Origin of the sequence: Brakhagea slesvicensis (assembly GCF_052161625.1) — a bacterium.
GTDB lineage: Bacteria > Planctomycetota > Planctomycetia > Pirellulales > Pirellulaceae > JBKCUI01.
Genome location: NZ_CP197412.1, coordinates 388,918 through 414,178 on the forward strand (window position 1 = coordinate 388,918; position 25,261 = coordinate 414,178).

The window sequence follows — 25,261 nt, forward strand, 5'->3', positions numbered from 1 at the left end:
AACATGCGTCGTGATTTTCTCAAGTGGTGCGCGATAGCGGGACTTGGTCTAGCTACCCCGATGCGGTCACCTCGTCCTATTCAAGCCGAAGGGCGGGAAGATTTGCCTGCGTACGAGGGACCTTATTACCTCGTGTTCAACGCATCCGGCGGGTGGGACACGACCTACTTGATGGATCCCAAAGGAGTGGATGGAATCAATCGACTCTACGCGCAAGGGGATATCCTTACGCAAGGTGAACACCGCTTTGCACCTTCTGCGAAGCATAAAAAGGGAGGTCTTAGCAACGAGGAATTCTACTCCGAGTTCGGAAGCGAGTTACTCGCTTTCAATGGATTGGACTATTCGGTCAATAATCACTCCCCCTGCTCTCGATATATGGCAACGGGAAAATTGGATAGCTTGGCCTATCCCACCTTTGCGGCATTGGTGGCTGCCTGCCAAGGTCCCGATTGCCCGCTCTCGTTTTTAACCTTCGGAAATTATTCGGCGACAGGCAATCTGGTCGCAATGTCTCGAGTTCCCTACCTCCCTTCATTGCAGCGCATTGCCAATGCGGATGCGATCGATGGCAACACACGATCACCGTACCACGCCGACTTCGCTCTCGATCGGATCGAGAGGGCGCTAGCCGAACAGCACGGCGCCCGAATGGCGCAGCCCATCCTTCCGCGGCAACAACGAGCGGAAAACATGCTCTACGCCGCCCAAGTCAACTCGAAAGCACTCGCTCGCGTTACGCCTCACATTCCTAAAGATCTCCCTAAACAGAGACTGGCTCAGCAAGCCGAAATCGCTTTAGCATCGTTCAAAGCAGGTGTTTGCGTTTCGGCGAATCTGTCGATTGGTCAGTTCGACAGTCACGCAAACAACGATGAAGATCAAATGAAGTTGATTCCGGAGTTTTTGGAAGGGATTGCGTATGTTTTGCATCGCGCGGAGGAGTTGCAAATTCGAGAAAAAATAGTGCTCATCGCTCAAAGCGAAATGGGTCGCACGCCGACCTACAATCAAGGAAATGGGAAGGACCATTGGTCCATCGGTTCTATTCTTTTCATCGGGCCAGGCATAAAGGGGAACCGCGTCATCGGCGCAACCGATGACAGGCAGTTTGCGATTCCCTTAGATCCGCACAGATTGTCGTTGGACCAAGAAAAGGGCCTTCGGATCCGCCCGGAGCACATTCATCAAGCGTTGCGACAATACGCTGGTATCCACTCCCATCCACATTGCGAGCGATTCCCACTAGGAGTGAAGCGGGAAGAACAACTACAAGGCTTCTGGGGCTAAAGCATGTCGAAAAACTGGATGGATATGCACACGAGACGAATGCGTACGCGAGTTGTTGGATCCGCAGGCGGACTCGCCTTCATGGCGGGCGTGTTCTTAGCTGGGAAGATCATGATCGTTTTGGGAATGTTCCAGCCGGGCAAGACTCCCAATAGCGAGATTCTGAACTACTGGTTGGGGTTTTTAGTCGGTGGTTGTCTTGCTGGATTCCCTGCGGCTTTTGTTGCGAGGTTACTTTTCGATCGAATTCATTCGGAATGAAACACGTCGCTTTCAGACGTGCCATCCGACATACAACCGATTTTTGGCTTCCCATAGAGCCCATGTATCGTGCAGACGAAGCGAGAGATCTCCCATCTCGCCCCTCCATTCACCTTGGCGCCTTCGCGCCGTAGCGAGAAACCTCCCCAGACCACTCCCCCTTAATCCTTGGGTACCTGAAACTGAGATGGGTTCCTACTGAGCTGCTGGCATCGACGCCACGCCAGAATAAGGTAGTGGGAAACGAGCATTCTTGGTTACTTGTCCAAGGCCGGTGGTTCACACTCGTTTGAACTGACCAGTTCTAGCCACGTACGGAAGAGCATCTCCGATTCAAATTTATCTTCTAACCCCTCCCCGAAACGCTCGACGTATTCGAGAGCGAGGATGAGCGGAATGGTGTATTGTGATTTCCCCAAACACAGGCTCGACAGCTTTAGAAAAGCGCTGGCGGCCTTGAGATGCATGGGGACTACAGAAACAGGACGTTCCAGCGGCGCTTCGCAATGGTCCGGATCTGAAGTGACGAGGTATTGCCTACAAACGAAGGGACGCTGCGTGTAGACGCTACAAGCATCGTCGATAAGAAATGGGCATTCCAGTCGAAGCTGGAAGTAACGATTTGTCACCTGACGAGCGTCATCCCGACTTAGCGACGAGCGATCTTGGAAATAGACGTCCACCAGCCCCGCATCCGCCAAGACTTGTACTCTTTGTCTAAATCGCTCGCGGACTGCGTCCCTCTGAGTGGGTTCAAGTTCGGCGACCCATTTCGCTAAGGCGAATGCCTCTGGCGGTGTTACCGGCACCGGTTGCGATTTGCAGCATGCAGCGCAACCTTGGCGACAGGATACTTCCAGGCCCATCGAAGCGACTTGCCGCGTGGCAAGTTCGATTTCACCTTCGACCACTTCACGGCAGAGAGGGAGAACTTCATCCAGGCGAGACAGAGGAGGGGGAGATGGGGCATCCACTTCGATCCGACGTCCACCGATGCTCATCGATAGCTGAACTCGGGGTGGTGAAGCGTCTAGCATCGTTTGGCTCACTTGTTTGAACAGAAATTTGACCCGAAACATCGATCCGAAAGGTGGGTGCCTTCGATTGTTCCTTCCGATTGCTCATCGCTCCCTCCCTTTCCTCCTTTGCGACTCTGCGCCTTGGCGAGAAACCTCCCCTCCTGTGCGGCTTTGCGTCCTGGCGAGAAACCTCCCCCATCGCCACTTCCCAAGTGATGGGCCCCTGTGACTCCGAACCGTTTTTCCGACGAATTTTTTATTTTCTAATGGCAGTTGATTGCGTGTAATCCGCCATCAACGCTAGGTTATACAACATAGGCGGGGCAAGACACGATTTTTTGGATGCCCCCATGGCGAGTATTTTTATCAGGAGTCGGGCCATGAAGTCTTCTACGTACCCTCGTCGTCATTTTTGGGTGGAGCGATTAGAAGCCCGGCAAATGCTCGCATCCGATTTTCTTTTGGAAATCGAAGGCATCAAAGGGGAGTCCTCCGACGCCAAATTGCCCTACGCAATCGAACTGGATTCCTTCAGCTGGGGAGGTCAAAACCCGACGACATCTCCAGGGAGAGCTCCTGTCGCGGAGCTTACGTCGGATGAGTTTCGATTTGTATCCAGCTTCGGCAAAGCATCCCCTCAGCTAGCCCAATCGGTTGCTCAGGGAAAGCACTTCCCCAAAGCCTCATTGCATGTCCGCAACGCAGGCTCCGACGGGCAAAGTTATCTGAAGATTGAGCTTCAGGATGTTATGATATCCTCGATCTATACGCGTAGTTTGAACGAGGAGAAACCCAAAGAGGAAGTCTCAATCCAGTTTTCGAAATTGGAGCAAACCTTTTCGACCATCAGCCCAGACGGCGCGGTTCGCGACTCGGTGACTCGATCGCTTGGTGTTCCCAAAAACCCGATCAAATTCAAACCGCCGGCTGCGTTGCTCGATAGTGTCGCGTCGAGCAATCTCGATCAATCCGACGCGTTTCTCCAAATCGATGGCATCAAAGGTGAGGTTTCCGATACCGGTGTTCGAGATGGAATTTCCATCGAGTCTTTCAGCTGGGGATTCCAGGCTTCGGGCCAGAGGAATCCAACGGATGCAGTGAGCATGCAAGACATGCATTTCGTCACGAGTGTTAGCAAAGCTTCTCCGACGATTCTTCAATCCGTTGCAACCGGCAAGCATATTCCTCAGGCCGTTTTGATCGTACGTCAACCGCAAGGGCATGAGTTCCTTAAGATCAAGCTGACCGACATTCTGGTGACTTCTTACCGAACCGCTGGTGATTCGTCATCCGAAACACTGGAAGAATTCACTTTCTCGTTCAAGTCCATGAATCAAATGGTTTCGCTTCCCGGGGTAACGGGTGAAAGAAGCCAGACGATTACGACGAATCTGCGTGCGGCAGTTCAAGACGACACGGCTCCGTCGCAAACGTTGATGGACCGCACAACTCCCGAGAGAGCGGGTGGAGACTTTCTCTTAGAGATTGATGGAATCAAAGGGGAATCTGCGGATGCGAAACACAAAGGCTCCATCCAAATTGAATCCTTTAGTTGGGGACTAAGCCAATCGGGAGGCACAGGCTCGAGCGGTAAGGTAAGTCTGCAAGATTTCCACTTTGTTTCAACGGTCAGCAAGGCCTCTCCGTCATTGATGCAAAGCGTTGCGAAGGGAGAACACATCAAGCTCGCGACGCTCTCGGTACGCAAGTCCGGCGAATCGACCCGAGAATACTTGAAGATTGAATTGGAAAACGTCCTGGTTTCAAGCTACAGCGTCTCGTCACAAAACAATTCCGCTCCAAGCGATCGCTACTCTCTGAACTTCACCAAGATCAAGTTCGATTACCAGCCTGTGTCTGGGACTAAAGTGGACTCACGCCCGACTAGCGTTGCGTGGACGGTTCCAGCTTCCGCCAGGACGATGGACGAAGACCCAGTTTTTCTTGTAAGCAACGAAGGGACAACCAAGGCTGGCTTCGACGCATTTCTCGAGATCGATGGCATCAAGGGTGAAACGAGCAACTCCAAGCATAAAGGGGAAATCGAGATATTGTCCTTTAGTTGGGGGTTGAGCCAATCAGGCACCGGCAGAGTTGTCGACCGGTCAGGAAAAGTGGCATTTCAAGATTTTCACTTCGTCACGCCGACTAACTCACTGTCCCCGCTTTTGGTAAATGCGATCGCCGACGCGTCGGCTCGTGGGAAACATATCGCCAAAGCGGTCTTGTTCGTTCGCAAGTCCGGAGGCGATTCGGAGTTCATCAAATGGGAGCTGAATGGTGCTGACGTAAGTCACTACGCGGTGAGGGCTCTTAACCATACACAGCCGATTGAGGAAGTTGGACTTCAGTTTGATGACATTCGCATAACACATCGCGGCGTCCAAGACCCAACGGGTGCATCGACAAAGAACGAACAGGCAATCTCAGTACGACCGCGTGACACTTTCGTCGCAGGAGAGGAATTGCTCGATGTGACAGAGGCACCGGCATCAGCGGTCGATTACCTGCTAGAAATAGATGGAATCAAAGGAGAATCGTCTGACTCTCAACACAAAGGGAGCATCAGTATCGAGTCCTTTAGTTGGGGTATGTCGAATCATCCAACGACTGGAGGCAGCGGCGGCAAGGTATCTATGCAAGACTTCCACTTTGTTCGCCCCACGGATGCGAGTAGCCCTGACGTCTTCCGAGCACTTGCCCAAGGCAAACATTTTTCCAAGGCCGTGCTCATGGTAAGAAAATCATCCGAGCGGCCTCAAGAATATCTGAAATGGCAAATGGAAGACCTCCTGGTTTCTTCATACCGGTCCAGTGGTCAAGTCGATTCGCTCCCTCTCGAGGAGTTCTCGCTAAACTTCGGCACTTTGAAGGGGCAATTTAGCTCGCAGTCGGACTCGGGAGTCGCGACAAAAACTCAAGGCTCGTTCGACGTGTCGGAGTTACCTGGAAGGGTTGCCATTGATCCGAGCACCGATCTCCTCATTCAAACGACTCCTTCCCCCGCCAAGAGTTCGTATTTCTTGAAACTCGACGCGATCTCGTCCGATTCTGTTACCAGGGACCACAAGCACTGGATCCCCTTGGAGCAGTTTAGCTGGGGCGCGTCACGCCGAGTCGAAGACACGAAGGAACGGGAATTGGGCGAACTGCAATGGAGCCCATTTGAGTTCGAAAGTTTAGTCGATCGCAATTCTCCTTCCCTGATGAGCTTGATGGGGGCGCGACGTCCACAGGGTGGGGCGCTATTGGAAATCGTTCTCGGGGAAGGGCGACAAGATCCCTATTTGAAATACAAGCTCACCGACATTCTCGTTTCTAGCTACTCGATTTCTTCAGCAGGGGGCGGATCACCCCAAGTCGCTACGAGGCTCCGTACCACTGGTGTCACTTGGGATTGGTATTCACCTACTGCGGGGCGTCCCCAATTAGCTACGTTCGATCGCCAGGAAAGCCGCCAGTCCGATTCCACCGTAGACAACTTCTATGCACAATCGGAACAATTGCTTGCACCTAAAGTCACCGATCTCGTCTACGCTGCTTTTCCGATTGAGTCCCCCTCGGATGCGTTCGGAGAACCGTCCACTCCGAGTGCGAATGATGAAGCATCAACGAACGAGGAGGCTACCGTTCATGAATTTTTCAAGAGCTTTCGATAGCGAAAGCTCCACAACCTGGCGAATGATGTCAGGATCCTTCACAGGTTCGCCTTTCTGAAAGAGATTCACTTCTCCATGGAGAACTCGGTTCACCATGATTTCCACAAGTTGAGGTAACTCATTCTTTCCATCAAGCTGACTGAGTACGAACGACTCGAATTCGTTTAGTTCGATCACTTGATGCATGCGATTGACCACAGGCTCATTCCGACCCGCTTGCCATCTGGCTAACGGCGAAGCAAGAGGCGTTGGGCTGAAACCCCTTGCCTTTTCCGGCTCGAACTCGTGAAGCTCGACAAGGTCCGTGCGGTAGCATCGCAAGAGAGCATGCGTGAGGAACTCGACATCTTTCAGTTTTTGAACAGCATTATCCGTTCGCTTCAATCGCGCTAACGCCCTAGCGTGCAACTCGTCAAAAGCCATCGAGTTTGGCCAAACTTCCGCCAACTCTACCAAAGCGGATTTGAGCAGCGGATGGCTTGTTGTCAAACTCTCCCCACGCATCCCTTCGAATGATTCGGGCCGCTCGCTGTCAAGCGACTCGGTGGAATCAAGCCGCCGAGAGAAACCGCGAATGCGCATCTGTCGAATGTGCATCTGTGAGGGTTCCGAGAGGATTTGTTGGCCAGCGTGACACAGGAGCGTTTTCCGAAACGTTCCGTTCATCAAAAAGTCGATTCGTTGTTCGTAATCGATCCGGTCGCGCGACATGCGATGAAGCTCCGCTCTCAAGTCATCGGAGAAACTGGATTCTTCGGGTCGATCTCCCGCTTCGGTCAAATACTGCAATCCGTGCGATGCAGCCCGTGCCATGAACTCGTGAAAGTAAACCGGCTGATTCATTTCTTCGAGATGCTCGTGAAACAGATACGTATCTGGCGTACGGTTCAGAATATCTCGCTCGCGTTCGAGGATCTTTGCGTACAGATTGTTCGATTCGGGGGTGTGGCTAATCAAAAAATCGAGAAACCGTCGCGCGCGATTGACTTGGTCGTGCGGATTCCCCGTATCGGTAGCTTGGTAGCACAACATTTCTCGTACCAGTCCTCGAAGGTGCCAGCCTGGAAAGGTGTTGTAGCTCACATAGGCAACACCGTTTGCAACAAGATGCTTTTTTGTCGTCTCAAGAATCAATCGCTGCAAAACGGGCGACACCCAGGAATAGACTCCATGGCAAAGGATGTAATCGAACTGCCCTAAATCATCGGGCAAGTCCGCGAAGGATTTTGAAAGTAAATGGACGTTGCTTAATCCAACGGTTTCTGCAATCGCTCGCCCCTCTTCGATTTGCCGTTCCGCGTAGTCGATTCCAACAAGGGTCGCATTCGGAAGGATCTGTGCGAGAGACAGCAGATTCGTTCCATTGCCACACCCTAACTCGAGTATTCGAGCGGATTCGACCGCGGGAGGATGAAGTCCATATAATTTCGCTCTGCAGGCTAAATTATCAGGATGCGTGTCCTGCACTGGGTGACACGAATAAGGGAGCTCGTCGTAACTGTTCGCGAATGGCATATGCGAATTCTCAACTCCAACCTAGGTAAGCCGAGGGATCGTCTCATCTGTTCCAACCAATAAGCATAACCGAAATCGGGGCAGCTCAATGCGTCGGTGGGTTGACCATCCCACGATAAACCCGTCCCACGATAAACCCGTCCCACGATAAACCCGTCCACGACAAACCCACCCACGACAAACCCGCCCCAGAATAACCCCGCCCAAGGCGGAATCGCAACGATGAACAGTGGGGAGAAATTCTGCGGCTGGCTCTCGAACTAGGAAGCTGAGATTGGCAGGAGGATTTCACCTCTCCCTTCCACTTGTAGATCTCCCAGCATGCGATGCACCCACCTTGTATTGGGTACTTCGAGACGGCACTGCCCCTGGAATCCCCACTGTGCCAAATCACATTGCACTCGGCTTTCAACCGATTGCAAGTGCTTCCAAAGGAGTGGCAGAAAACTCAATTCGAACGGTTTGGGATTGGTAAACATGTTTTGAAGTGATGGTGTCGGTACACCTACCGAGTCTGAACTTTGCACCATTTCTTGCAAACGTCTTGCAATCAGCGTCCCTCGCCTCATTCCATAACAACAGGACGCACCGACCTCTCCTAGACAGATAACCGTTCCAGCGACCATTTGATGACAAGCGTATGCACCGATGCTTCCTGCGACGAATACAGTGCCTCTCCGCATCCGCTCGCACGCGCGATTACCCACCGAACCATAGACTAATAGATCGCCACCTTCCATCCCCTTGAGCCGCCCCGAGGAAGGACCAGCAAGACGGTCTCCACAATTGCCAAAGACGCAGAGCGTACCACGCTTCATGTCCTCCGCGACGAAGTTCCCTGCATCGCCCAAAACATAGATTGCACCGCCGTTCAACTGATTGCCGGTCCCGTCTCCCGCGTTCCCATCGATGATCAAACAGCTATGCTGCAATCGGGTTCCCATCCGAAGTGCGTGAGAAAAGTTCCCGCGAGCCATCACGATCGGTAGTTCAACGTCTCCTTCCGGTGATTCCAGCTTGGAGATATTGACAAGATCCCCAAGCGGTATCGATTTGCCTTCGACCGTAACGCGGAACGAGCCAGCCCTCTCAAGATCGGAGGTTGCCAACGCGTCGAACGACAGGTTTTGAAAGTCGACCCAAGGCGGGTTCGGCGTCGTCCATTCCAAAAGTACTGACATGGTTTAGCTGCGGCTTTTAGTCGATAAGTTTGGCATGAGCCCAAAGGCTTGGGTTCTCATGAACCGGCATGCGGGAGCTGCGCGAAAAGTGTTGTTCGTTGCCCTTCGCGGGATGGCAACTGAAGTGAATCGACAAGTCAGGAAACTCGATAGGGCTATAACCATGGAGGCCTAATACAGGAATGAAAACTTTGGAACGAATCACCTTCCCGTCGATTAGGGCGGCTTCCCCACACCCCGCTTGATTGCCAATCGAAGGAGGTTGATCTTTGGACCTTGAAACGCTCGTAATGCGAAACGATATGGACTGAACGGACTGGTCCTTTGTCGGTGGAGACGAGTGCCCTAAATAGAGCATGCAGTAGGCATTACCCCGTTGTATGCCAGGTGCATGTCTCGTGTTCAGATAAATGCGATAGATGTCGAAACGAGGTCGGCTATCGCCTGAACTGGATGTGGATGTTGGATTCGGATTTGTAGATTGCTGGTCCGGCATCTCCATTTGAAAAAAGAGACCGCGTTCGTGCCAAGCAGCCCAAAGTCGCATTGGTATCGCAGGATCAGAAAGCGCTGCAAGTTGCGGCAGTTCGTATCTATCTCCTAGCTCCCAAGTTAAATCGTCGAGCAGTCCTGTTTTACTGAGCGTGACGTCGAAACGGGAAACAGGAAATCCAAAATCGAACAGCCACGTCGGATCCCCTAGTTTTTCTGCTATTCCCATGTCAATAACTCTCTGTTGCCACACTTGTTGCGAACCATCCATTTCCGCCCTGCTCGTTGTGCTCGCTGTTATGTTCGCTGCGCTTGTTGGCTTTTGAAATGAATCATCAGAAAAGTATCGTAGGCAGCGTGGGCGATGATTGGAACAAAAAGGTTTCTACTCCAATAGAAGCTCAGCCCGAGTGCAAACCCCAAAAGGGTAGCCAAAGCGATATAGCCCTTGGACAAGGGATGCGCCAAGCCAAAGAAAAAAGCGGCGATACCGATTGCGATCAAGGATCCTGTTGTGCCCCAATCTTGAAAAAGATTCTCGAGCCAGCCCTGCAACCAACCGCGAAACAACAACTCTTCCCCCACCCCTGCAGCCAGCGACAATGCGATGATATGAAGAAGCCCCGCACCGGCGAGCAGGTCTTTCAAATGCCTCTCCCCCATCTCCGAGGCCTTCTTCAGCCAATCGTAGTTCAACTTCTCCAAAAACAGGACAGCGCCGGTCATTGCTCCCCCCAGCAACACCCCCCACCCAAAGCCTTGCAGCAATCGAGCCCCTTCACCCAGTTTGGGCATGTGCTCATGGGGAGGAGAGCCAAGCCAATATCCCAGTGATACGGCGAAGAGCCCAAGGGTTAGCTCAAAGAGAGAAGCCCAAAAAATGTGACTGTCTTTGACCATCTTTTGGGGAGAAAAGGATAGACGGATGGAGGCAACACGGGGGAAAGCCATTGAAAATGTTCGTTTCGCTACTGCGAACGACTGTGCCAAACCATGGTACTCGGAGTCGACGACGAGGCATAGAACCCCGTTGAGGCGTAGCGAAGACCAACCGTCGAAGAATCGATCTAGGGAATTTCGGTTCCGGTTCTTGCTTCCGCACCTCGGACCGGCGTACATTGGGGACTGTTTGCCCACACTCCATTTCTGTTCCACTAGGGTTATCCCATGATTACGTTGCGTGGTTGGCTTGCATCTACTCTTTTGGGTGCAACGATTGTTTTCTCCTCTCCAACCATTTCCGCGGCCCAAGAATCCGAGAAGTCGGATCCTGCCCGAGCTGTGATGGAATTGATTCAGAAAAAAGAGTTCGCCGAGGCGTCGAAAGCGATCAAAGAACTGGAAGCGACTCAACCGAAGTTGCCGGCGCTACGGACGCTGAAGCTTCAGTGGCTTGCTTCCCTCCGAGCCGGTGCTCCGGAAGGTATCGATGCTGCAGCGGAAGCTAAAGCGATGCTGGATGCGACTCGCAAAGCTGCGATCGAAGATCCCGATCGCATGCCGGAACTCGTAGGCATTGCAAACTTTGCACTGCCCGTCATCTCGCAGTTTGGATCCTCCGAAGACGCGATCAACGAAGCCAAAGCAACCTTAGCTTTGGTGGATACTCCTGAGTTCTTCAAAAAAGGTGTTCAAACCTATACGACGCTGCAGCGCACCTTGGCGACCACGCTTCGACAGAGCGGAAAAAATGAAGAAGCAGCGAAGGTGATGAACACAACCGTCGCTCGCTTGGAAACGTTCCTGAAGGAAGCACCGGATACCAAGCTCCTTCCCTCGACGTTGCTCAGCACCATGGTAGGCTCTCTCAGCTTCCTGCCCGAAGCGGAGCGCGAAGCGATGCAAACCAAAGCGATGGGACTGGCAGAGAAGTTGCTCGTTGAATCTCCCTCCGCGGAATCGATCACTGCGTTTACCAACACCTACGGATCCTTGATCAGTTCGATATCTCGAGACACCCCGGAAGTCGCCGGCGAGTTGCTTAAGAAAGCGATCAAGTCACTGGAAGACGTTGCTGCAAGCGACGAATCGCTTGAGAAACCGGCCACCACCAGCGTGACCTCGCTCAAACGGATCGAACGCACCATCGAAGCGGCGCTGAAGCAGAAGGAAATGATCGGCAAAGCAGCCCCGGCATTCGATCCAATGAAATGGGTGAATGGAGAGGCGATCAGTCAAGAAGAACTCAAGGGCAAAGTCGTCTTGCTAGACTTTTGGGCTGTTTGGTGCGGCCCCTGCATCGCCACCTTCCCAGAGCTTATCAAGTGGCATGAAGAGTACTCGGAGAAAGGATTGGTTATCATCGGCGTGACCCATGAATATGGATACGTCTGGGACGAAGAAACCGATAAGGCAAAGCGAGCCATGGATCCCTCGAGCGTTACCCTCGAAGATGAGCTGGTGATGCTCGACAAGTTCGTCAAATCCCACGAGTTGCTGCATCGCACCATGGTCACTCCGAAAGACAGCGAGATGTCCAACAACTACGGAGTTACCGGCATCCCTCACGTCGCTGTGTTAGATCAAGACGGAAAGGTTCAGCTCATTCAAATCGGATCCGGCCCGCAATCGGCCGCTCGAATCGAAGCGAAAATCAAAGAGCTTCTAAAACTTTAGCGAGAGGGATTTCGATCGTCCGAATTGGATCGATCAGCGCAAGCCAGCTTCCGGCAGCCGTTGCATTGTTCGACGACACGCCGGAACTGGCTTTTTCTCATCCTAGGTAATATGCACTTCTTTTTATCTCCATTTGGCAGCTCGGGGGATGTATTCCCGATGCTCGGATTGGCCGTCGAGCTGCAACGGAGGGGTGCGCAAGTCACACTTGCAACCAACCCGCACTTCGAGTCGCGAATCCGGGAAAATGGCATTTCATTTCACCCGATCGGCACCGAAGAGGATTATCGCCGGATCGCATCGCATCCCGATTTATGGCATCCGCGGCGATCGTTCGGATACCTTTTCGAAAACTTAAAGCCTTTCATCCTGCCACAGTATGAATTTTTTGAGCGTGCGAGCCAGGAAGAGAGTGCGATTGGCATTGTCAACTGTTTCGGCTTTGGTGGGCTGGCCGCGATGGAGAAGTTCAACTTCCCCGTCTACACCCTCCATCTTCAGCCCGCTGTTTTGTGGAGCGATCTGAACCCTCCCAAAATGCCGAATCTACATGGCCCCAAATGGATGAGGCGACTCCTCTTTCGCATTGGCGAACGGCTTGTCCTGGATCGAACAGCCTGCCCGTTTCTCAATCCTTGGCGAACCAGCCTTGGATTGCCCCCGATCCGGCATCTCACGCGAGCTTGGAATTCGTCGCGTGGAATACTGTGCCTGTTTCCCGATTGGTATGCACCTCCGCAAAGAGATTGGCCGCAACCTTGCCTTCAAACCGACTTCCCTCTTTGGAATCATGCCAGCGACCAACCATTATCCGACGAGCTGCAACGTTTTCTGGAACAAGTCGATGCACCGATCCTCTTCACACCTGGCTCTGCCAACCGGCATGGGGCTACTTTTTTCCGCGTCGCGATGGAAGCGATGGAACGTATGAAAAAGCGAGCGATCTTTCTCACCGAGTATCGCGAGCAAATACCTTCCCCTTTGCCTGAATCCATTCTTTGGGTTCCCTATGTTGCGTTAGATCAGCTACTACCACGAGCGGCCGCGTTTGTTCACCACGGGGGAATTGGATCCGCTTCACAAGCTTTGTTAGCGTCGATCCCTCAAGTTATCATGCCGCTAGCGCATGACCAGTTCGATAATGCCGAAAGATTAGAACGACTAGGCGTGGCTTCTTCACTCCCACCGAATCGCTTTCGAACGGATCGATTGATCGCCACACTGCAGACTTTGCTGCGCGATCCAGCAGTTCCGGTTCGTTGTCAAGAGTCGGCCTCTCGTATGGACAAGGGCCGAGGCCTTCGCGACATGGCACGCCTATTATGCGACGATCGGGAATGGACGCTGGCCTGCCAGTAACCCGCTCCGGGCTTGTTACAAGGCTGTTACGGACGAATGCGGGTTGATTCGTAGGATGGAACGAGTCGGCGAACGATGGAGTTCCCGCGTTCCGTTTCTACCAACCAGGATCGTCGTTATGAAAATCGCATCGGTCACCTTACGCCGCGTGGCAGTCTCCATGGCGGTCGTTTGCTTTTGCTTCTTTGGGTTCGGCTCCCCCTGTTTCATTCAAGCAGAAGAGTCCAAACCAGGAGAGGAGAATCCCTACGTTTGGAAACCGAAAACCAAGTCCGTGTCGGTTTTCAAAAATGGATTTGGATTCTTCACTCGAGAGGGAGAAGTCCAACTTCAAGACGGTTGGGGACATGCGAGCGATGTACCGCCAGCAGCGTTTGGCACTTTGGCAATTTACTCCGCCCGCCCCGAGCAGCTGGTGGATGTTGTTGGAGTAGGCAAAGGGGAACTGATCGAATTCAACAAAATGGCATCGACTGAACGGGAACCGCGGCGAAAGGAGGTTCTAGAGGCGTCGCTTTCGATGAAGGTCAAGCTGGTGCATCGTTCGGTTGCTCAACAACAAGAGACCGTGGGAATACTAAAAGCCCTCAGTGGTGGATACGCGGTGATCGAGCAACCAAGTGGAGCTGCAGCCATTCCGATCGAAGACATCGAAGCCCTTCAGCGTGTGGATCTTCCGCTTCGATTTCACGCGGTCGAAGAAGGAGGGGCGGTGGCCCGTCGTGTCGCCTTAAACATGGCCTATCTTCGGAGCGGTATTGTCTGGATTCCGGAGTACACCTTGAAGATTATCGACGAAACGACAGCCGAGCTAACCTTGCGAGGCACGTTGGTCAATGAAGCAGAAGACTTGATCGATTGCGACGTGCACTTTGTCGTGGGGGTTCCGCACTTTGTCCATTCTGAGATGCTTTCCCCGGTTGCCATCGGACAAGTCCTGCGAAGTATCGGCTCTGCGATTCCAACGCCAGGCATTCCGCTGCAAAACATGTCTCAAGTGATGAATCGCGCCGTCATCGCCAATGACTTCGGGAACGGCAGAGGGCCGGCCATGCCCGCGAGCAGTGCGCCGCAGGAGACCTTCCGCGAGTTGCTCGGTGCGCTCCCCCCGTCGGACGCAGCCGGAGCTGGAGACTACAGCGTCTACAGCAAAAAGAATGTAACGGTGCGACAAGGCGAACGCGCCGTGATCACATTGATGTCCAAGCGGATCGTATACGGGCACCAATATGCGTGGACACCCGGTCCGGGGGGAAGCAGTAGCGAACCCCCGAACTCCGATCTGGTGCATCGATTGGTTTTGGACAATTCCACCGAGACTCCTTGGACGACCGGCCCCTGCCTGGCCCTCTCAGGTATTCAACCCCTCAGCGAAGATGTTCTCCGTTACACCCCCGTTCAAGCGAAAGGGGAGTTGACCGTGACAACAGCGATCAACATCGCAAAATCGATACAAGAATCCGAGATCGATCGCAAACTCAAAGCGCATGAACCGCAGCCTCACTCGTTCCTGGATCTCGTTACATTGAAAGGGACGCTTCAGCTTAAAAGCTTTGAATCGAAACCCGTGAAGATCCGAATTAGCAAGTCAGTTCAGGGGAGACCCTTGGAAGCCAGCGACAAAGGCTCTATTCGCATCGATTCGGAGAAGCTTCGATTGGTCGAACGAGCTGGCGCGATAGAATGGAACATCGAACTCCAACCTGGCACGACAACGGAGTTGTCATACACCTACGAGAGATTTGTGTCCTCCCATTAGTCGACTTTTTGTTGATTGGACTCCAACACGCGAATGAAGATTCATGCACTCCGAGAAAACCATATTGGTCGTAGAAGATGATCTTGGCATTCGCCGCGCCATTGTCGACGCCTTGCATTTGACGGGTTACTCGGTGCGCGAGACCTCGAACGCAGTCGAAGCGAAGCAGACAGCGAAGAATGGCGAAATCGATCTGATGCTGCTGGATCTAGTGCTACCTGGCGCCGATGGCAGAAACATTCTTCGTCAGCTGAGGAAGGAGGGGATGACATTGCCCGTGATCATCTTAACCGCATGTGGTTTTGAAACGGATCGCATCGAAGGGCTTCGAGATGGTGCCGATGACTACATCGTCAAACCCTTTAGCGTGAGAGAGTTGCTGGCACGAATCGAGGCGGTATTACGCCGCTCGCCTCAACGTCCGCAGGCGGTTTCATTATTCTCGTTTTCAAAAGGAACCATTGATTTCGAAAGAAGGGAAGTCGTCTTTCGCAAAGGGAATCGGCAAGAACTCTCAGAGAAGGAATCGGAACTGCTGCTCTACCTCGTAAGGCATTCCGGGCGGGCCATATCGCGCGAGGAGCTACTTCAGGGTGTTTGGAAGCTTTCTCCGAATGGAGTTCCAACACGAACGATCGATATGCACATCGCACGGCTCCGGGACAAACTGGGAGATGATCCCACCGATCCGTCTATCATCCTGACCGTCCGAGGACGTGGGTATATGTTCCAATCCCCAGCGATTCCTAACCGCCCTGCGATTCCGAGCCCCCCAGAGGACGTCGCCTCATGAAGCTACGAAGCAATGGGTTGTGGGGAGGATTTTTCCTATTTTGCTTGCTCGCCCTACTCGGTGCAGTCGCTCTTACGCGAACGGTTCTCGAATTGGACCGACGAGAGGAGCAAGCGATGACCGCTGCGCGACTAGAAGAGAACATTCGATTGAGCCTCTGGAGATTAGACTCGCTGCTTGCTCCACTCCTTTCCTCGCTAGCCGTCTCGGAAGAGAAGGCGCTGTTGGAAAGGGGCTCAGCTGGAGGTTCGCAACAAATTGCTGCACCGACCGATCCAGTAGCGATCCAGGAGATTCCGATACGTGCGCGCCGTATGGTAATCGAGGAGCCATTTCATGCGAAGGAAGAAAATCCGATCGAGTCCTCGACTTATTCCTTGCCTTCATTGCGTAATAAGATGAGGGAATATGCTCGTTTTCGTTCGCGAGTGGTCCCACCTGGTGAAAGGATTTCGGTGGACGAAGCGCCTCAGTTAGCCACGAATGGGGAGATCCGTTCGTTCGCCGCAAACGAATTCTCCCAGCGAGCTCAGAATATCAACCGAAGCAATTCCATACTGATCGAAAACTCCGTTCGGAATGGAAGGGCCAGCGTCTCGGATCCAGGTTGGGGGATTCCCTTCACACCGATTTGGTCACAAGGTGAATTGTTACTGGTTCGCGATGTCGCACAGACCGATCCGACCGTACAAGTCTTCGTGTTGGATTGGCCAAAACTCCAATTCGAATTGCAGCAGCTTATTCAGGACCTCCTGCCGGAGGCATCGATTCTCCCCGTCGATCCCTTGCCGAAGGAAGGGAGTCCAGACATGCTCGTAACGCTCCCCGTCATCGTCATTCCGGGTAACCGCGTCGGTGACCTAGCAGGTGAATTGCCAACACGCGACATCTCTGTGCCGCTTGTGTTGGCTTCCCTTTGGATCGGAATGGGTGTTGCCCTAGCGGGAACAGGGATCATTCTCTTTAGTCTGCTTCGACTCAACGACCGCAGAGAAAGATTTGTGGCCGCGGTCACGCATGAATTGAGAACACCCTTGACCACGCTGAAGCTTTATTCCGAGATGTTGAACGAAGGAATGGTAAGGGATGAATCCACGAAGCGAGAGTACTTGCAAACCCTGGTAGGCGAAGTCGATCGCATCGAGCATCTGGTCGAAAATGTGTTTGCCTATGCAAGACTTCGTTTGTCGCAACGGGAGATGCCGGTCGAGCCGTTTCGCTTGAAAGAGCTTTTAGACTCATTGCAGGAATCGCTCCAGCGAATGTGCAGCCGAAGAGAGATCGTGCTCGAGATCCATGCTGACAACATCGACCAGTTAATGGTGAAAGGAAATCGATCCGCAACAGCCCAAATCCTCGTCAACCTCATCGACAATGCATGCAAGTACGCATCCAACGTCCCCAATGCCCGGGTCCGACTTTTGGTCCTACCACCTTCCCCTGGGGAAGAGTGGAGTACGCTGCGTATCACCGATAACGGACCTGGATTTCCGAAAGGGGTTCGATGGTGGAAGCCTTTTTCTAAATCGGTAGAAGAAGCGGCTGACACCGCACCTGGCATTGGAATCGGATTGTCGATCTGCCGGGGACTGGCGCAGCAACAGGGAGGAGACCTGCGTATTTCCTCCCTCCCGATCGGTACAACCATCGAGATTACGCTCCCTATCGCCGGGACGCTTTCGCCAACAAGATAGATTGCGTGATCGAGTAAACCGTAGCGAGTCCGAGCAAAGCGATGGGAATCGCTTCGAGCCCGACCCTTACGGCGATCGATGAAATCAGCCCTGGCAGCACGACGATCCCAATCGCGGCTGCGCTGACTTGAAATCCGATGGCTTGCGATGCGCGATCGCTGCGAACCGTGGAGGGAGTCAAACCAATCCAAGTCGGAAACATGGGGGCAATCCAAGCACCCAATAGAACCGCAGCGATTTGATCCGCAAAGGTGAAGGGAGGAAAGGCAATCCCTGCAGCGAGGAGGGGAGTGATCAGTCCCGACGCGGTCAGGATTTGTTTGCTCGACCAGATGGTTGTGAGTTGTCCCATGATGAACCGGCTCAAAGTGAAGGCAATCCAATACCCGGTCACCGCTCCCCCTGCTACTCCTGCAGGAACGCCTCTTCCTTCGGTCCAAAGAGTGAACAGGAGTTGCCCGAGTGTCGATTCCATTCCGGTATAGACAAAGAAAAGAAAACATTGCCCAAGGACTTGTTTGTCCAAAATCGCAGCCAGGAAAGGAGCGTGAGGAGTTTCGTTCTCCTCGGATCCATCGCCCGACTCCTTCCATTCCTGTCGAGTCCACCAAATCAGCACGGTGGTGCTGGCTAAAAGGGACGCCACGATCGCATAGCCCCATCGCCACGAATGTCCGGAGGTAATCACCCAAGTCATAAGGAAGGGACCTATGCAAGCTCCAATCCCCCAACATCCGTGAAGCCAGTTGACCATACGGATCGAAAACCGATGGGCAGTGAAACTGTTAAGGCTCGCATCGATAGCGCCTCCACCCAATCCCCCTGCAAATCCAATCGCGACCGTTAAGTAAAAGGTCGGGCTCCATGCAAGCCCCGCGACAACGAATGTCATCATCGCGCAGCTCCCGATCAGCAACCAACCGATCCCCATCCATTTCGAAAGTCTCGAGGCCATCGAGCTTGAAAGGAGATAGCCCGAAAACGTCGACGCTAGGATCCATCCCAGGGAGTCAAAGGAAACCTCGAAGTCGCGTCGCATCGACGGCCAGGCAATTCCCAGCATCGCGTCCGGAAGTCCCAGACCGATGTATGCAATGGCGGAGATCATTTTGACTAAGAACATGTCGGAAGCGTAACAGTTCCCGTGCAATCCCTCCAGCCCTGCCGAGTGGAGACGAAACGCGCGCGAAGTGCGAACGAACACTTCCTTCCATTCCTTCAGGAGCCTTAGAATTGAGCATCACCTCGAAGGAGTAATGTCCCCGATCCTATACTTCGATTCGTAATGCGACAGCGACCGTACAGAAAGGGATTGTGCTTGATATGAACGCAATGGAGCCGACACACCCAGAAGCATCGCTGAAATCCCGAGTCCATCCTCATCGCAACTTTCGTTTCTCGCTTCGCCTGCTGTTACTTCTGCTCCTCGGTTCAGGCATGATTTGTATGCTAACCGTGTGGAGACGAACGAGGATGGAAACCATCGCCTTTCTCGAGGCAAAAGGATTTTTGGTTTATTCGTCATCGGAAGAAATGCCCAGTCCGGACTGGGGTGCCCCTCAAGCGAATGGACAAGCTTCTTTCATTGAGACCTGGAGGTTGTGGTGGAGAAAACCTTGGTACGACTGCATCCGAAAGGTTGGCGATTACGAACATTACCAACACATCAAACCTTCGTATGGAAATTCGCCCTTGCACGCAGACGAGATTCGAAAGATTCTCAAGGACCTCCCTTCGTTGACCAGGGTGGACACTGGGTCTGACGATTGGTGGTCCGATCCCAATGTTCGAGTGTATTTGCTTGAACACCCGACGCTCCGATCGCTTCGAACTCAGTGCGCTGGCCCCCCAGGAACATCGATCGCTGCGGGATTGGTCAAATCTCAGTTGCAAGAGCTGACGATTTCCATTTTCCAGGGGGAATCTTTACTCGTTTTTTTCGAAGATCTGGAACGGCTATCGCACCTCCAGAAGCTTCGCGTTGATTACATCAGTAAAGCGCCCGTTTCTTTCCACGCATTAGGCGAGCTCCCCTCTCTCATCGAATTAGAAATCCAGAGCCTTCAGTGGCCAGAACAGCGAGGAAAGGATGATTTCTCACAAGCAGTGCGAGAGCCATCAGCCAGCTTGAACGGTTGGGAAAAGCTACTGAGCTTGCAGCGATTGCGATTGGCTCAAGTGTTTTTGAGCGAGAGAGATTGGAACCAGGTCCTTCAATTGCCTTCGCTCACTCAGCTTCAACTGGAAGGCTGCGGGATGCCTTGGAACGCAAGTGTCCCCCCGATTCTCGTACCAGATCGGGAGGAGACGATCTACCAAATCGTTGTGTCCAACCCAATCCCTTGGGAGCGGCTCCAGTCATCGCCGTCGCTCGAACGTTTGGAGATTTCGAATTGGATGGTGAGTCCCTCGTTCGCGCAGTTCATCGATCGATCCCAGATCCGAACCTTGGTTCTTCACAACTGGAGTTATCCCCAGAGTCAAATATCAAATTTACCGAAACTTCTTTCAGCCATCGATCCGCGTGTCCGAATCGTGCTGCCTCGAGAGTACATGTCACTCGACGAGCCATTCTGGGCCACGGTGATTGGAGAAGAGCGAGAGAGGTTCGTGGCTCTAACCGAATTCGAAGCATGGGCATCGACACGAACCAACCTTACACTCGGACTTGAAGATTGAATCGCGATCATGGAAAGAAAGAGCCTCAATGTACTGGCGAAGCACCTTGAAAGCATTCAATCTGCGTTGCATTTGAAATGAATCCCAGTACGATCGAGCGGCGGGAACGCGAAAGGTTCCGCGAGTAGAATCCGATCGATTGGAAACATTGCGGCGAGAAGGGAAACAAGCTTACCGATGCACAACGACTTTGCGCTTTTATTGAACTTAGCAGCAAGCCTCGTTCTCGCATTGATCTTTGGGTTAATCACCGAAAAGTTACGGCTTTCGCCGATTGTCGGATACCTACTGGCCGGCTTCATGCTTGGGCCGCAAACACCTGGGATGGTTGCCGATCCGAAGATGGCGGCAGAGTTAGCAGAGATCGGCGTGGTATTGCTGATGTTCGGGGTGGGTTTGCATTTCAATCTTCGCGAGCTTTTGTCGGTTCGAAGAATCGCTCTACCGGGGGCATGTGGTCAGATCCTCGTGGCTACTGCTTTGGGGGCTTGGTTGATGATCGCATCTGGTTTGGGATGGCGATCGGGGATGGTCGTCGGCATTGCAATTTCCGTGGCGAGTACCGTCGTCTTGATTCGCATGCTCATGGACAACGATATCATCCATAGCCCACAGGGACACATCGCTGTGGGATGGCTCATCGTCGAGGATATCTTCACCGTATTGGTGCTCGTCGCGCTGCCGGCCTTTGCCCCTGCTGAACTAGTGCCAGAGGGAGAGAGGGTCAGTCTTTGGTATTCCCTGTTATCCGCAGTCGCAAAAGTTTCGGCACTGGCATTGGTCGTGGTAGGAGGTGGAAGGTTCGTCATTCCTTGGTTGCTCGGGGTCGTTGCGAGCACTCGTTCCCGCGAGCTCTTCACACTCTCTATTTTGGCCATTGCGTTGGCGATTGCGACGGGCTCGGCGTTTATCTTTGGTGTATCGATGGCTTTGGGAGCCTTTTTGGCAGGGATGGTCGTTGGTCAAACCGAGGTCAGTCATCAAGCGGCCGCAGACGCACTTCCCATGCGCGATGCATTTGCCGTTTTATTCTTCGTGTCGGTGGGGATGCTCTTTGATCCTTACGTGATGATGGAGCGTCCGTTTTTGTTTATCGGGTTGCTCTCGATCATTCTGCTCATCAAGCCGCTGACGTCGTTCTTGATCGTCTGGTTCCTCCGGTATTCCGTTCGCACCGCGATCACGGTTTCGATTGCGTTGGCTCAGATCGGCGAGTTCTCTTTTCTTTTGGCCGAGGAAGCCAACCGACTGGATATGCTAAGCCATGAAGGGCACACATTGTTGGTCGCATGCGCCCTGGTATCGATCACCATTAATCCATTGTTATTTCGAGCGATCGGCCCTTTTGAGTCTTGGTTGAGACGGCGACCTCGGCTTTGGCAAGCGTTGCTGCGACGATCGGAAGAAAAGGGAGCCACCCATAATCAATCGATTCGCGATCGCATCGAGAATTCCGAAGCAGATGTCCTGCAAAGTAAAACGGCTGTCATTATCGGATATGGCCCAGTGGGTCGGACAGCGTCGAGCATCCTTAAAAAATTTGGCGTACAGCCCATCGTCATCGATTTGAATCTGGATACCGTCCGAGAAATATCGGAAACCGGTGAACTCGCCGTTTATGGCGACGCGACCCGACGCGATATCTTGGAAGCGGCTGGCATTCTGCAAGCTCGCTACTTGTTGGTGACAATCCCGGAGATGCTCGTACGCACGGCCGTGATTTTAACGGCGACCGACATGAATCCCGATGTCCGAGTCTTCGCGCGGGCACGATATCTCAAAGAAAAGGCTTGGCTTGAAGAATTAGGGACCGCGGGGATGGTTACCGAGGAGGGGGAGACGGCGATCGGATTGGCGGCGCTTTTACTGCGAGAGCTCAACGCAGACGAACAGCTCATCCAAGAGGAAATCCGTCGCGTTCAAAAGGAGTTCTCACTGGGAAGCCACGGCGCCGAATTGGCCATGCCCGAAGCGAAACGATCGCAAAAAGGGAACGTTTGATCCCAGCAACGGTCGGAGCCTTTTTGGTACCATGGCCGCATCTGCGATTCTCCCTACCCTTTTCCCCACCTCTCCCATGTCGTCACCCATCAATCCTTCCGAGAGCGAAGCTGTCTCGTTCAGCCCGGCTTCGTTGTCCGCCGTTCAAGAGCCTCCTAAGACGCTGTGGGAAGCGCTGCGGATGATCGGCCCTGGCATCATCTTGGCGGGAACCATTGTTGGCTCCGGGGAATTGATCCTCACCACAGCCATCGGCGCCAAACATGGCTTTGCGTTCCTCTGGCTAATCCTGTTCAGTTGCGTGATCAAAGTCTTTGTCCAGATCGAACTAGGACGTTACGCCATTTCTTCGGGACTTCCGACTCTCAGCGCGCTCAAAAGTATTTCAACGCGAGCTTGGATTGGAAATTCACTGCTCCTATGGTGGATTCTCATGCTCTTTTTCACCGTCTTTCAACTTGGAGGAATGACGGGCGGAGTTGGGCAATCTCTCCACATGGCTTTTCCTGATGTCAGCGGAGGCGTCGCTCAAACAGCGGATCAATTCTCGTCCAACCTGGGCGACTATGTCCGAAACCATGTCGAAATGCCTTGGGCTTTTCTCACTTGCCTCGTCACGATCGCTATCATCTTTAACGGCAGTTATCGACGGATTGAGGGAGTAACCACGATTCTGGTCGTGGGAGTAACTCTCATCACCGTCACTGCAACGTTAGCACTGTTCGCGACCGAGTTTGCGCCCAAGTGGAGCGAAATTGGTGGTGGACTCCTCGGAAGAATTCCACCGGAAGGAATCGCCGATGCGTTCGCGGTCTTCGGCATCACGGGCGTCGGTGCAACCGAGTTGTTCTACTACCCCTACTGGTGTATTGAGAAGGGTTACGGAAAGTTCGTCGGACCAAATGATGGAACAGAGCAGTGGAACGAGCGTGCCAGAGGTTGGATTCGCGTGATGCATCTGGATGCGTGGGTGAGCATGGTCGTGTTCACCCTTTCCACCGTTGCGTTTTACTCGATGGGAGCAGCGGTACTGCATCCACAAGGCTTGGTCCCCGCCGGGGCGAAAATGATCGAGACACTCTCGCAGATGTATCGTGGTCCTTTTGGCGATTGGACGCAAATACTATTCCTCGTCGGTGCGGGAGCCGTATTGTTCAAGACCCTTTACTTGGCGTGCGCGGCCAACAGTCGCATGGTGGTCGATTTGCTGGGCGCATTTCAAGTATCGCGAGTGCTGACGCCGTCCGGACGCTTGAAGTCGATTCAGCTTTTTTGCGTCCTATTTCCGTGCATTGCCCTAGGAATGTACTTGGTCAACCGCGATCCGCAGTACATGGTCAAACTGGGTGGTATTGCGCAAGCCGCTACGCTGCCCATGATGGCCATCGTAACGCTCGTCTTCCGATACCGAAAACTCGATTCGGATTTGCGGCCTTCCAAGCTCTCCGACTTGCTCCTATGGATCGCGACCATCGCCATCACCGTTGTCGCGGCATACTCGGTCCCAGACGCAATCGGCCGGCTGTTCGGCTAGGAAAGGCCGACTGGTACAACTGCCACTCATTGCTGCCGGCCCGTCGAACCAACTGGCCAGTCAAACCAACGGGCCAGTCAAACCAATGGGCCCGTCGAACCAACGGGCCAGTCAAAAGTAGTCGTTCGTGCAGCAGGCCAGGGCGGCGCGACTATTTGGGAAGTACGCCGACCAATGTGCTGGTCAAACCGGTCGACAGGTCGTTCGTTCCATCCCAAGCCCACATGTTTCGGGCCAAGTCGCTTACGAGAACGCCGCACAGGCTGAGCAAGATAAGAATAGTGAGGAGCAGCATCACATCGATGGTGGTGTAGGGCGTTTCCGGGACGCCGCGATACATTGTCCCTGCAGCCGCACCAGCAGCAAGCTCCTCTTCGCCGCCCATTCCACCAAAGCCACCATCGGCTTCTTGGATCGGATCTAAACCTTCGTCGCCGAAACCGCCGGCACCTGGAGCGCCGAATTCGGTAGAATCTTCCAGCTCGATGACTTGCGAGCCGCTATCGTCATCCGCTTCAAGTCCGCCAGAGGGGGTCAGCTGAAACTCTTCACCTTGCTGGAAGTCAACGAGCGCTCCGCTCCCAAGTCCGCTAATGCCGCTCACGGCGCTACCAGACCCTGCACCGGAGCCGCTATTCACTTCAGCACCCAGATCGAGCCCTGAAATACCAGTACCTGCTAAATCGAGCGGTTCGTCTTCGAGCGAGAGTCCGCTATCGGACGGGCTCATCAAATTGATCCCGCTTTCCGATGCGAGTCCAACACCCGAGTCGGAACCGAGGACCAAATCGTCTTCGTCGTCGGTTGCCAATTCCAGTTCGGAACCGATTCCTTCGCTAGTGCCGCTACCGCCAGAACCGCTTCCCAGTTCGATGGCTCCCGAGCCCTTGCCACTCAAGTCGAATCCACTGGCATCCCCGGCGAGTTTCAGTTCGCTACCGAGATCGACATTCGAATCAGCTTTGGATTCGCCACCAAGGTGAATCCCGCTTTCTTCCGCCGCGCGATTCACGAGGCGCACGCCACTGCCACTGTTCGGATCCGCAACCAACTTCACATCGCTACCCGCGCGACTATCGGCGCGGCTATCGTCGTCGATGAGTTTCAAATCGCTACCCAGTCCGATTTCGCTGATGCTCGCATCTTTGCCGATGTTCGAGCCGCTCAAATTACCGGAGGGATTGGCTTGACGCTCCGAGACCAGAATGGAAGAGCCACCAGCGTCTTCGTCGAGAGCGTCTCCCTGCAATTCCGCTTGCACACGTTCGATTTCCTCTTCCTTGAACTTCCATGACGTCCCATCACGGTAGCCAAAGATCTCTCCGCGAGAGCGCATCTCCACCAGCTCTTCCGTGGAGATACCCAATATTTTTGCGGCTTGCTCAAGGGATACGTAGTTTGCCATGCCT

Annotated in this window: 18 protein-coding genes; 11 read left to right on the plus strand and 7 right to left on the minus strand. The window is 53.4% G+C overall.

What is annotated here, in order from left to right; translation table 11 throughout:
• Positions 1–3: 3 nt before the first annotated feature.
• Together SH467x_RS01435 and SH467x_RS01440 are read left to right on the plus strand one after the other, a co-directional pair.
• Positions 4–1,290: a DUF1501 domain-containing protein gene (locus SH467x_RS01435; protein WP_482369537.1), complete on the plus strand. Its 1,287-nt coding sequence runs from the start codon at positions 4–6 to the stop codon at positions 1,288–1,290.
• A gap of 39 nt (positions 1,291–1,329) precedes the next feature.
• A complete protein-coding gene (locus SH467x_RS01440; protein ID WP_482369538.1) occupies positions 1,330–1,551 on the plus strand; it encodes a hypothetical protein in 222 nt (73 codons plus the stop codon).
• Between the two features lie 257 nt (positions 1,552–1,808).
• Here SH467x_RS01440 and SH467x_RS01445 read toward each other — a convergent pair whose 3' ends face one another.
• Positions 1,809–2,588, minus strand: a complete 780-nt coding sequence (locus tag SH467x_RS01445; RefSeq protein ID WP_482369539.1) for a YkgJ family cysteine cluster protein — start codon at positions 2,586–2,588, stop codon at positions 1,809–1,811.
• 362 nt (positions 2,589–2,950) lie between these two features.
• Between SH467x_RS01445 and SH467x_RS01450 the strand changes: the two genes are divergently transcribed.
• Positions 2,951–6,229: a type VI secretion system tube protein Hcp gene (locus SH467x_RS01450; protein WP_482369540.1), complete on the plus strand. Its 3,279-nt coding sequence runs from the start codon at positions 2,951–2,953 to the stop codon at positions 6,227–6,229.
• On the opposite strand, the gene SH467x_RS01455 is transcribed toward SH467x_RS01450, so the two are convergent.
• The 4 genes from SH467x_RS01455 to SH467x_RS01470 form a co-directional block, all read right to left on the minus strand.
• Positions 6,179–7,744, minus strand: coding sequence for a methyltransferase regulatory domain-containing protein (locus tag SH467x_RS01455; protein ID WP_482369541.1), 1,566 nt, complete (start codon positions 7,742–7,744; stop codon positions 6,179–6,181). The two genes, SH467x_RS01450 and SH467x_RS01455, sit on opposite strands and share 51 nt — an antisense overlap.
• 260 nt (positions 7,745–8,004) lie before the next feature.
• Complete coding sequence (locus SH467x_RS01460; protein WP_482369542.1) at positions 8,005–8,925, minus strand: formylmethanofuran dehydrogenase subunit C; 921 nt, start codon at positions 8,923–8,925, stop codon at positions 8,005–8,007.
• 16 nt (positions 8,926–8,941) lie between these two features.
• Entirely contained in the window at positions 8,942–9,646 is a 705-nt protein-coding gene (locus SH467x_RS01465; RefSeq protein ID WP_482369543.1) for a hypothetical protein, read from the minus strand.
• 68 nt (positions 9,647–9,714) lie between these two features.
• Positions 9,715–10,368, minus strand: a complete 654-nt coding sequence (locus tag SH467x_RS01470) for a CPBP family intramembrane glutamic endopeptidase (protein ID WP_482369544.1) — start codon at positions 10,366–10,368, stop codon at positions 9,715–9,717.
• A gap of 216 nt (positions 10,369–10,584) precedes the next feature.
• Between SH467x_RS01470 and SH467x_RS01475 the strand changes: the two genes are divergently transcribed.
• From SH467x_RS01475 to SH467x_RS01495, 5 genes are all read left to right on the plus strand, one after another.
• On the plus strand, positions 10,585–12,033 hold the full coding sequence (locus tag SH467x_RS01475) for a TlpA family protein disulfide reductase (RefSeq protein ID WP_482369545.1): 1,449 nt from the start codon (positions 10,585–10,587) through the stop codon (positions 12,031–12,033).
• A gap of 111 nt (positions 12,034–12,144) precedes the next feature.
• Entirely contained in the window at positions 12,145–13,392 is a 1,248-nt protein-coding gene (locus SH467x_RS01480) for a glycosyltransferase (RefSeq protein WP_482369546.1), read from the plus strand.
• 118 nt (positions 13,393–13,510) lie between these two features.
• Positions 13,511–15,151 (plus strand): hypothetical protein, encoded by a 1,641-nt coding sequence (locus SH467x_RS01485; protein WP_482369547.1) that lies wholly within the window; start codon positions 13,511–13,513, stop codon positions 15,149–15,151.
• Positions 15,152–15,194: 43 nt separating this feature from the next.
• Entirely contained in the window at positions 15,195–15,944 is a 750-nt protein-coding gene (locus SH467x_RS01490) for a response regulator transcription factor (protein WP_482369548.1), read from the plus strand.
• The gene (locus SH467x_RS01495) at positions 15,941–17,638 is read left to right on the plus strand and encodes a sensor histidine kinase (RefSeq protein ID WP_482369549.1); all 1,698 of its coding nucleotides are present in this window, start codon (positions 15,941–15,943) and stop codon (positions 17,636–17,638) included. Before SH467x_RS01490 ends, SH467x_RS01495 begins: the two co-directional genes overlap by 4 nt.
• On the opposite strand, the gene SH467x_RS01500 is transcribed toward SH467x_RS01495, so the two are convergent.
• On the minus strand, positions 17,607–18,842 hold the full coding sequence (locus SH467x_RS01500; protein WP_482369550.1) for an MFS transporter: 1,236 nt from the start codon (positions 18,840–18,842) through the stop codon (positions 17,607–17,609). The genes SH467x_RS01495 and SH467x_RS01500 overlap by 32 nt on opposite strands.
• A 269-nt stretch (positions 18,843–19,111) precedes the next feature.
• On the opposite strand from SH467x_RS01500, the gene SH467x_RS01505 reads away from it, so the two are divergent.
• The 3 genes from SH467x_RS01505 to SH467x_RS01515 all read left to right on the plus strand — a co-directional run bounded on the left by SH467x_RS01505 (position 19,112) and on the right by SH467x_RS01515 (position 23,852).
• A complete protein-coding gene (locus SH467x_RS01505) occupies positions 19,112–20,317 on the plus strand; it encodes a hypothetical protein (RefSeq protein WP_482369551.1) in 1,206 nt (401 codons plus the stop codon).
• A 177-nt stretch (positions 20,318–20,494) separates the two neighbouring features.
• Entirely contained in the window at positions 20,495–22,318 is a 1,824-nt protein-coding gene (locus SH467x_RS01510) for a cation:proton antiporter (protein ID WP_482369552.1), read from the plus strand.
• Between the two features lie 76 nt (positions 22,319–22,394).
• Positions 22,395–23,852, plus strand: coding sequence for an Nramp family divalent metal transporter (locus SH467x_RS01515; protein ID WP_482369553.1), 1,458 nt, complete (start codon positions 22,395–22,397; stop codon positions 23,850–23,852).
• A 151-nt stretch (positions 23,853–24,003) separates the two neighbouring features.
• On the opposite strand, the gene SH467x_RS01520 is transcribed toward SH467x_RS01515, so the two are convergent.
• On the minus strand, positions 24,004–25,257 hold the full coding sequence (locus SH467x_RS01520) for a helix-turn-helix domain-containing protein (RefSeq protein ID WP_482369554.1): 1,254 nt from the start codon (positions 25,255–25,257) through the stop codon (positions 24,004–24,006).
• Between the last annotated feature and the right edge of the window lie 4 nt (positions 25,258–25,261).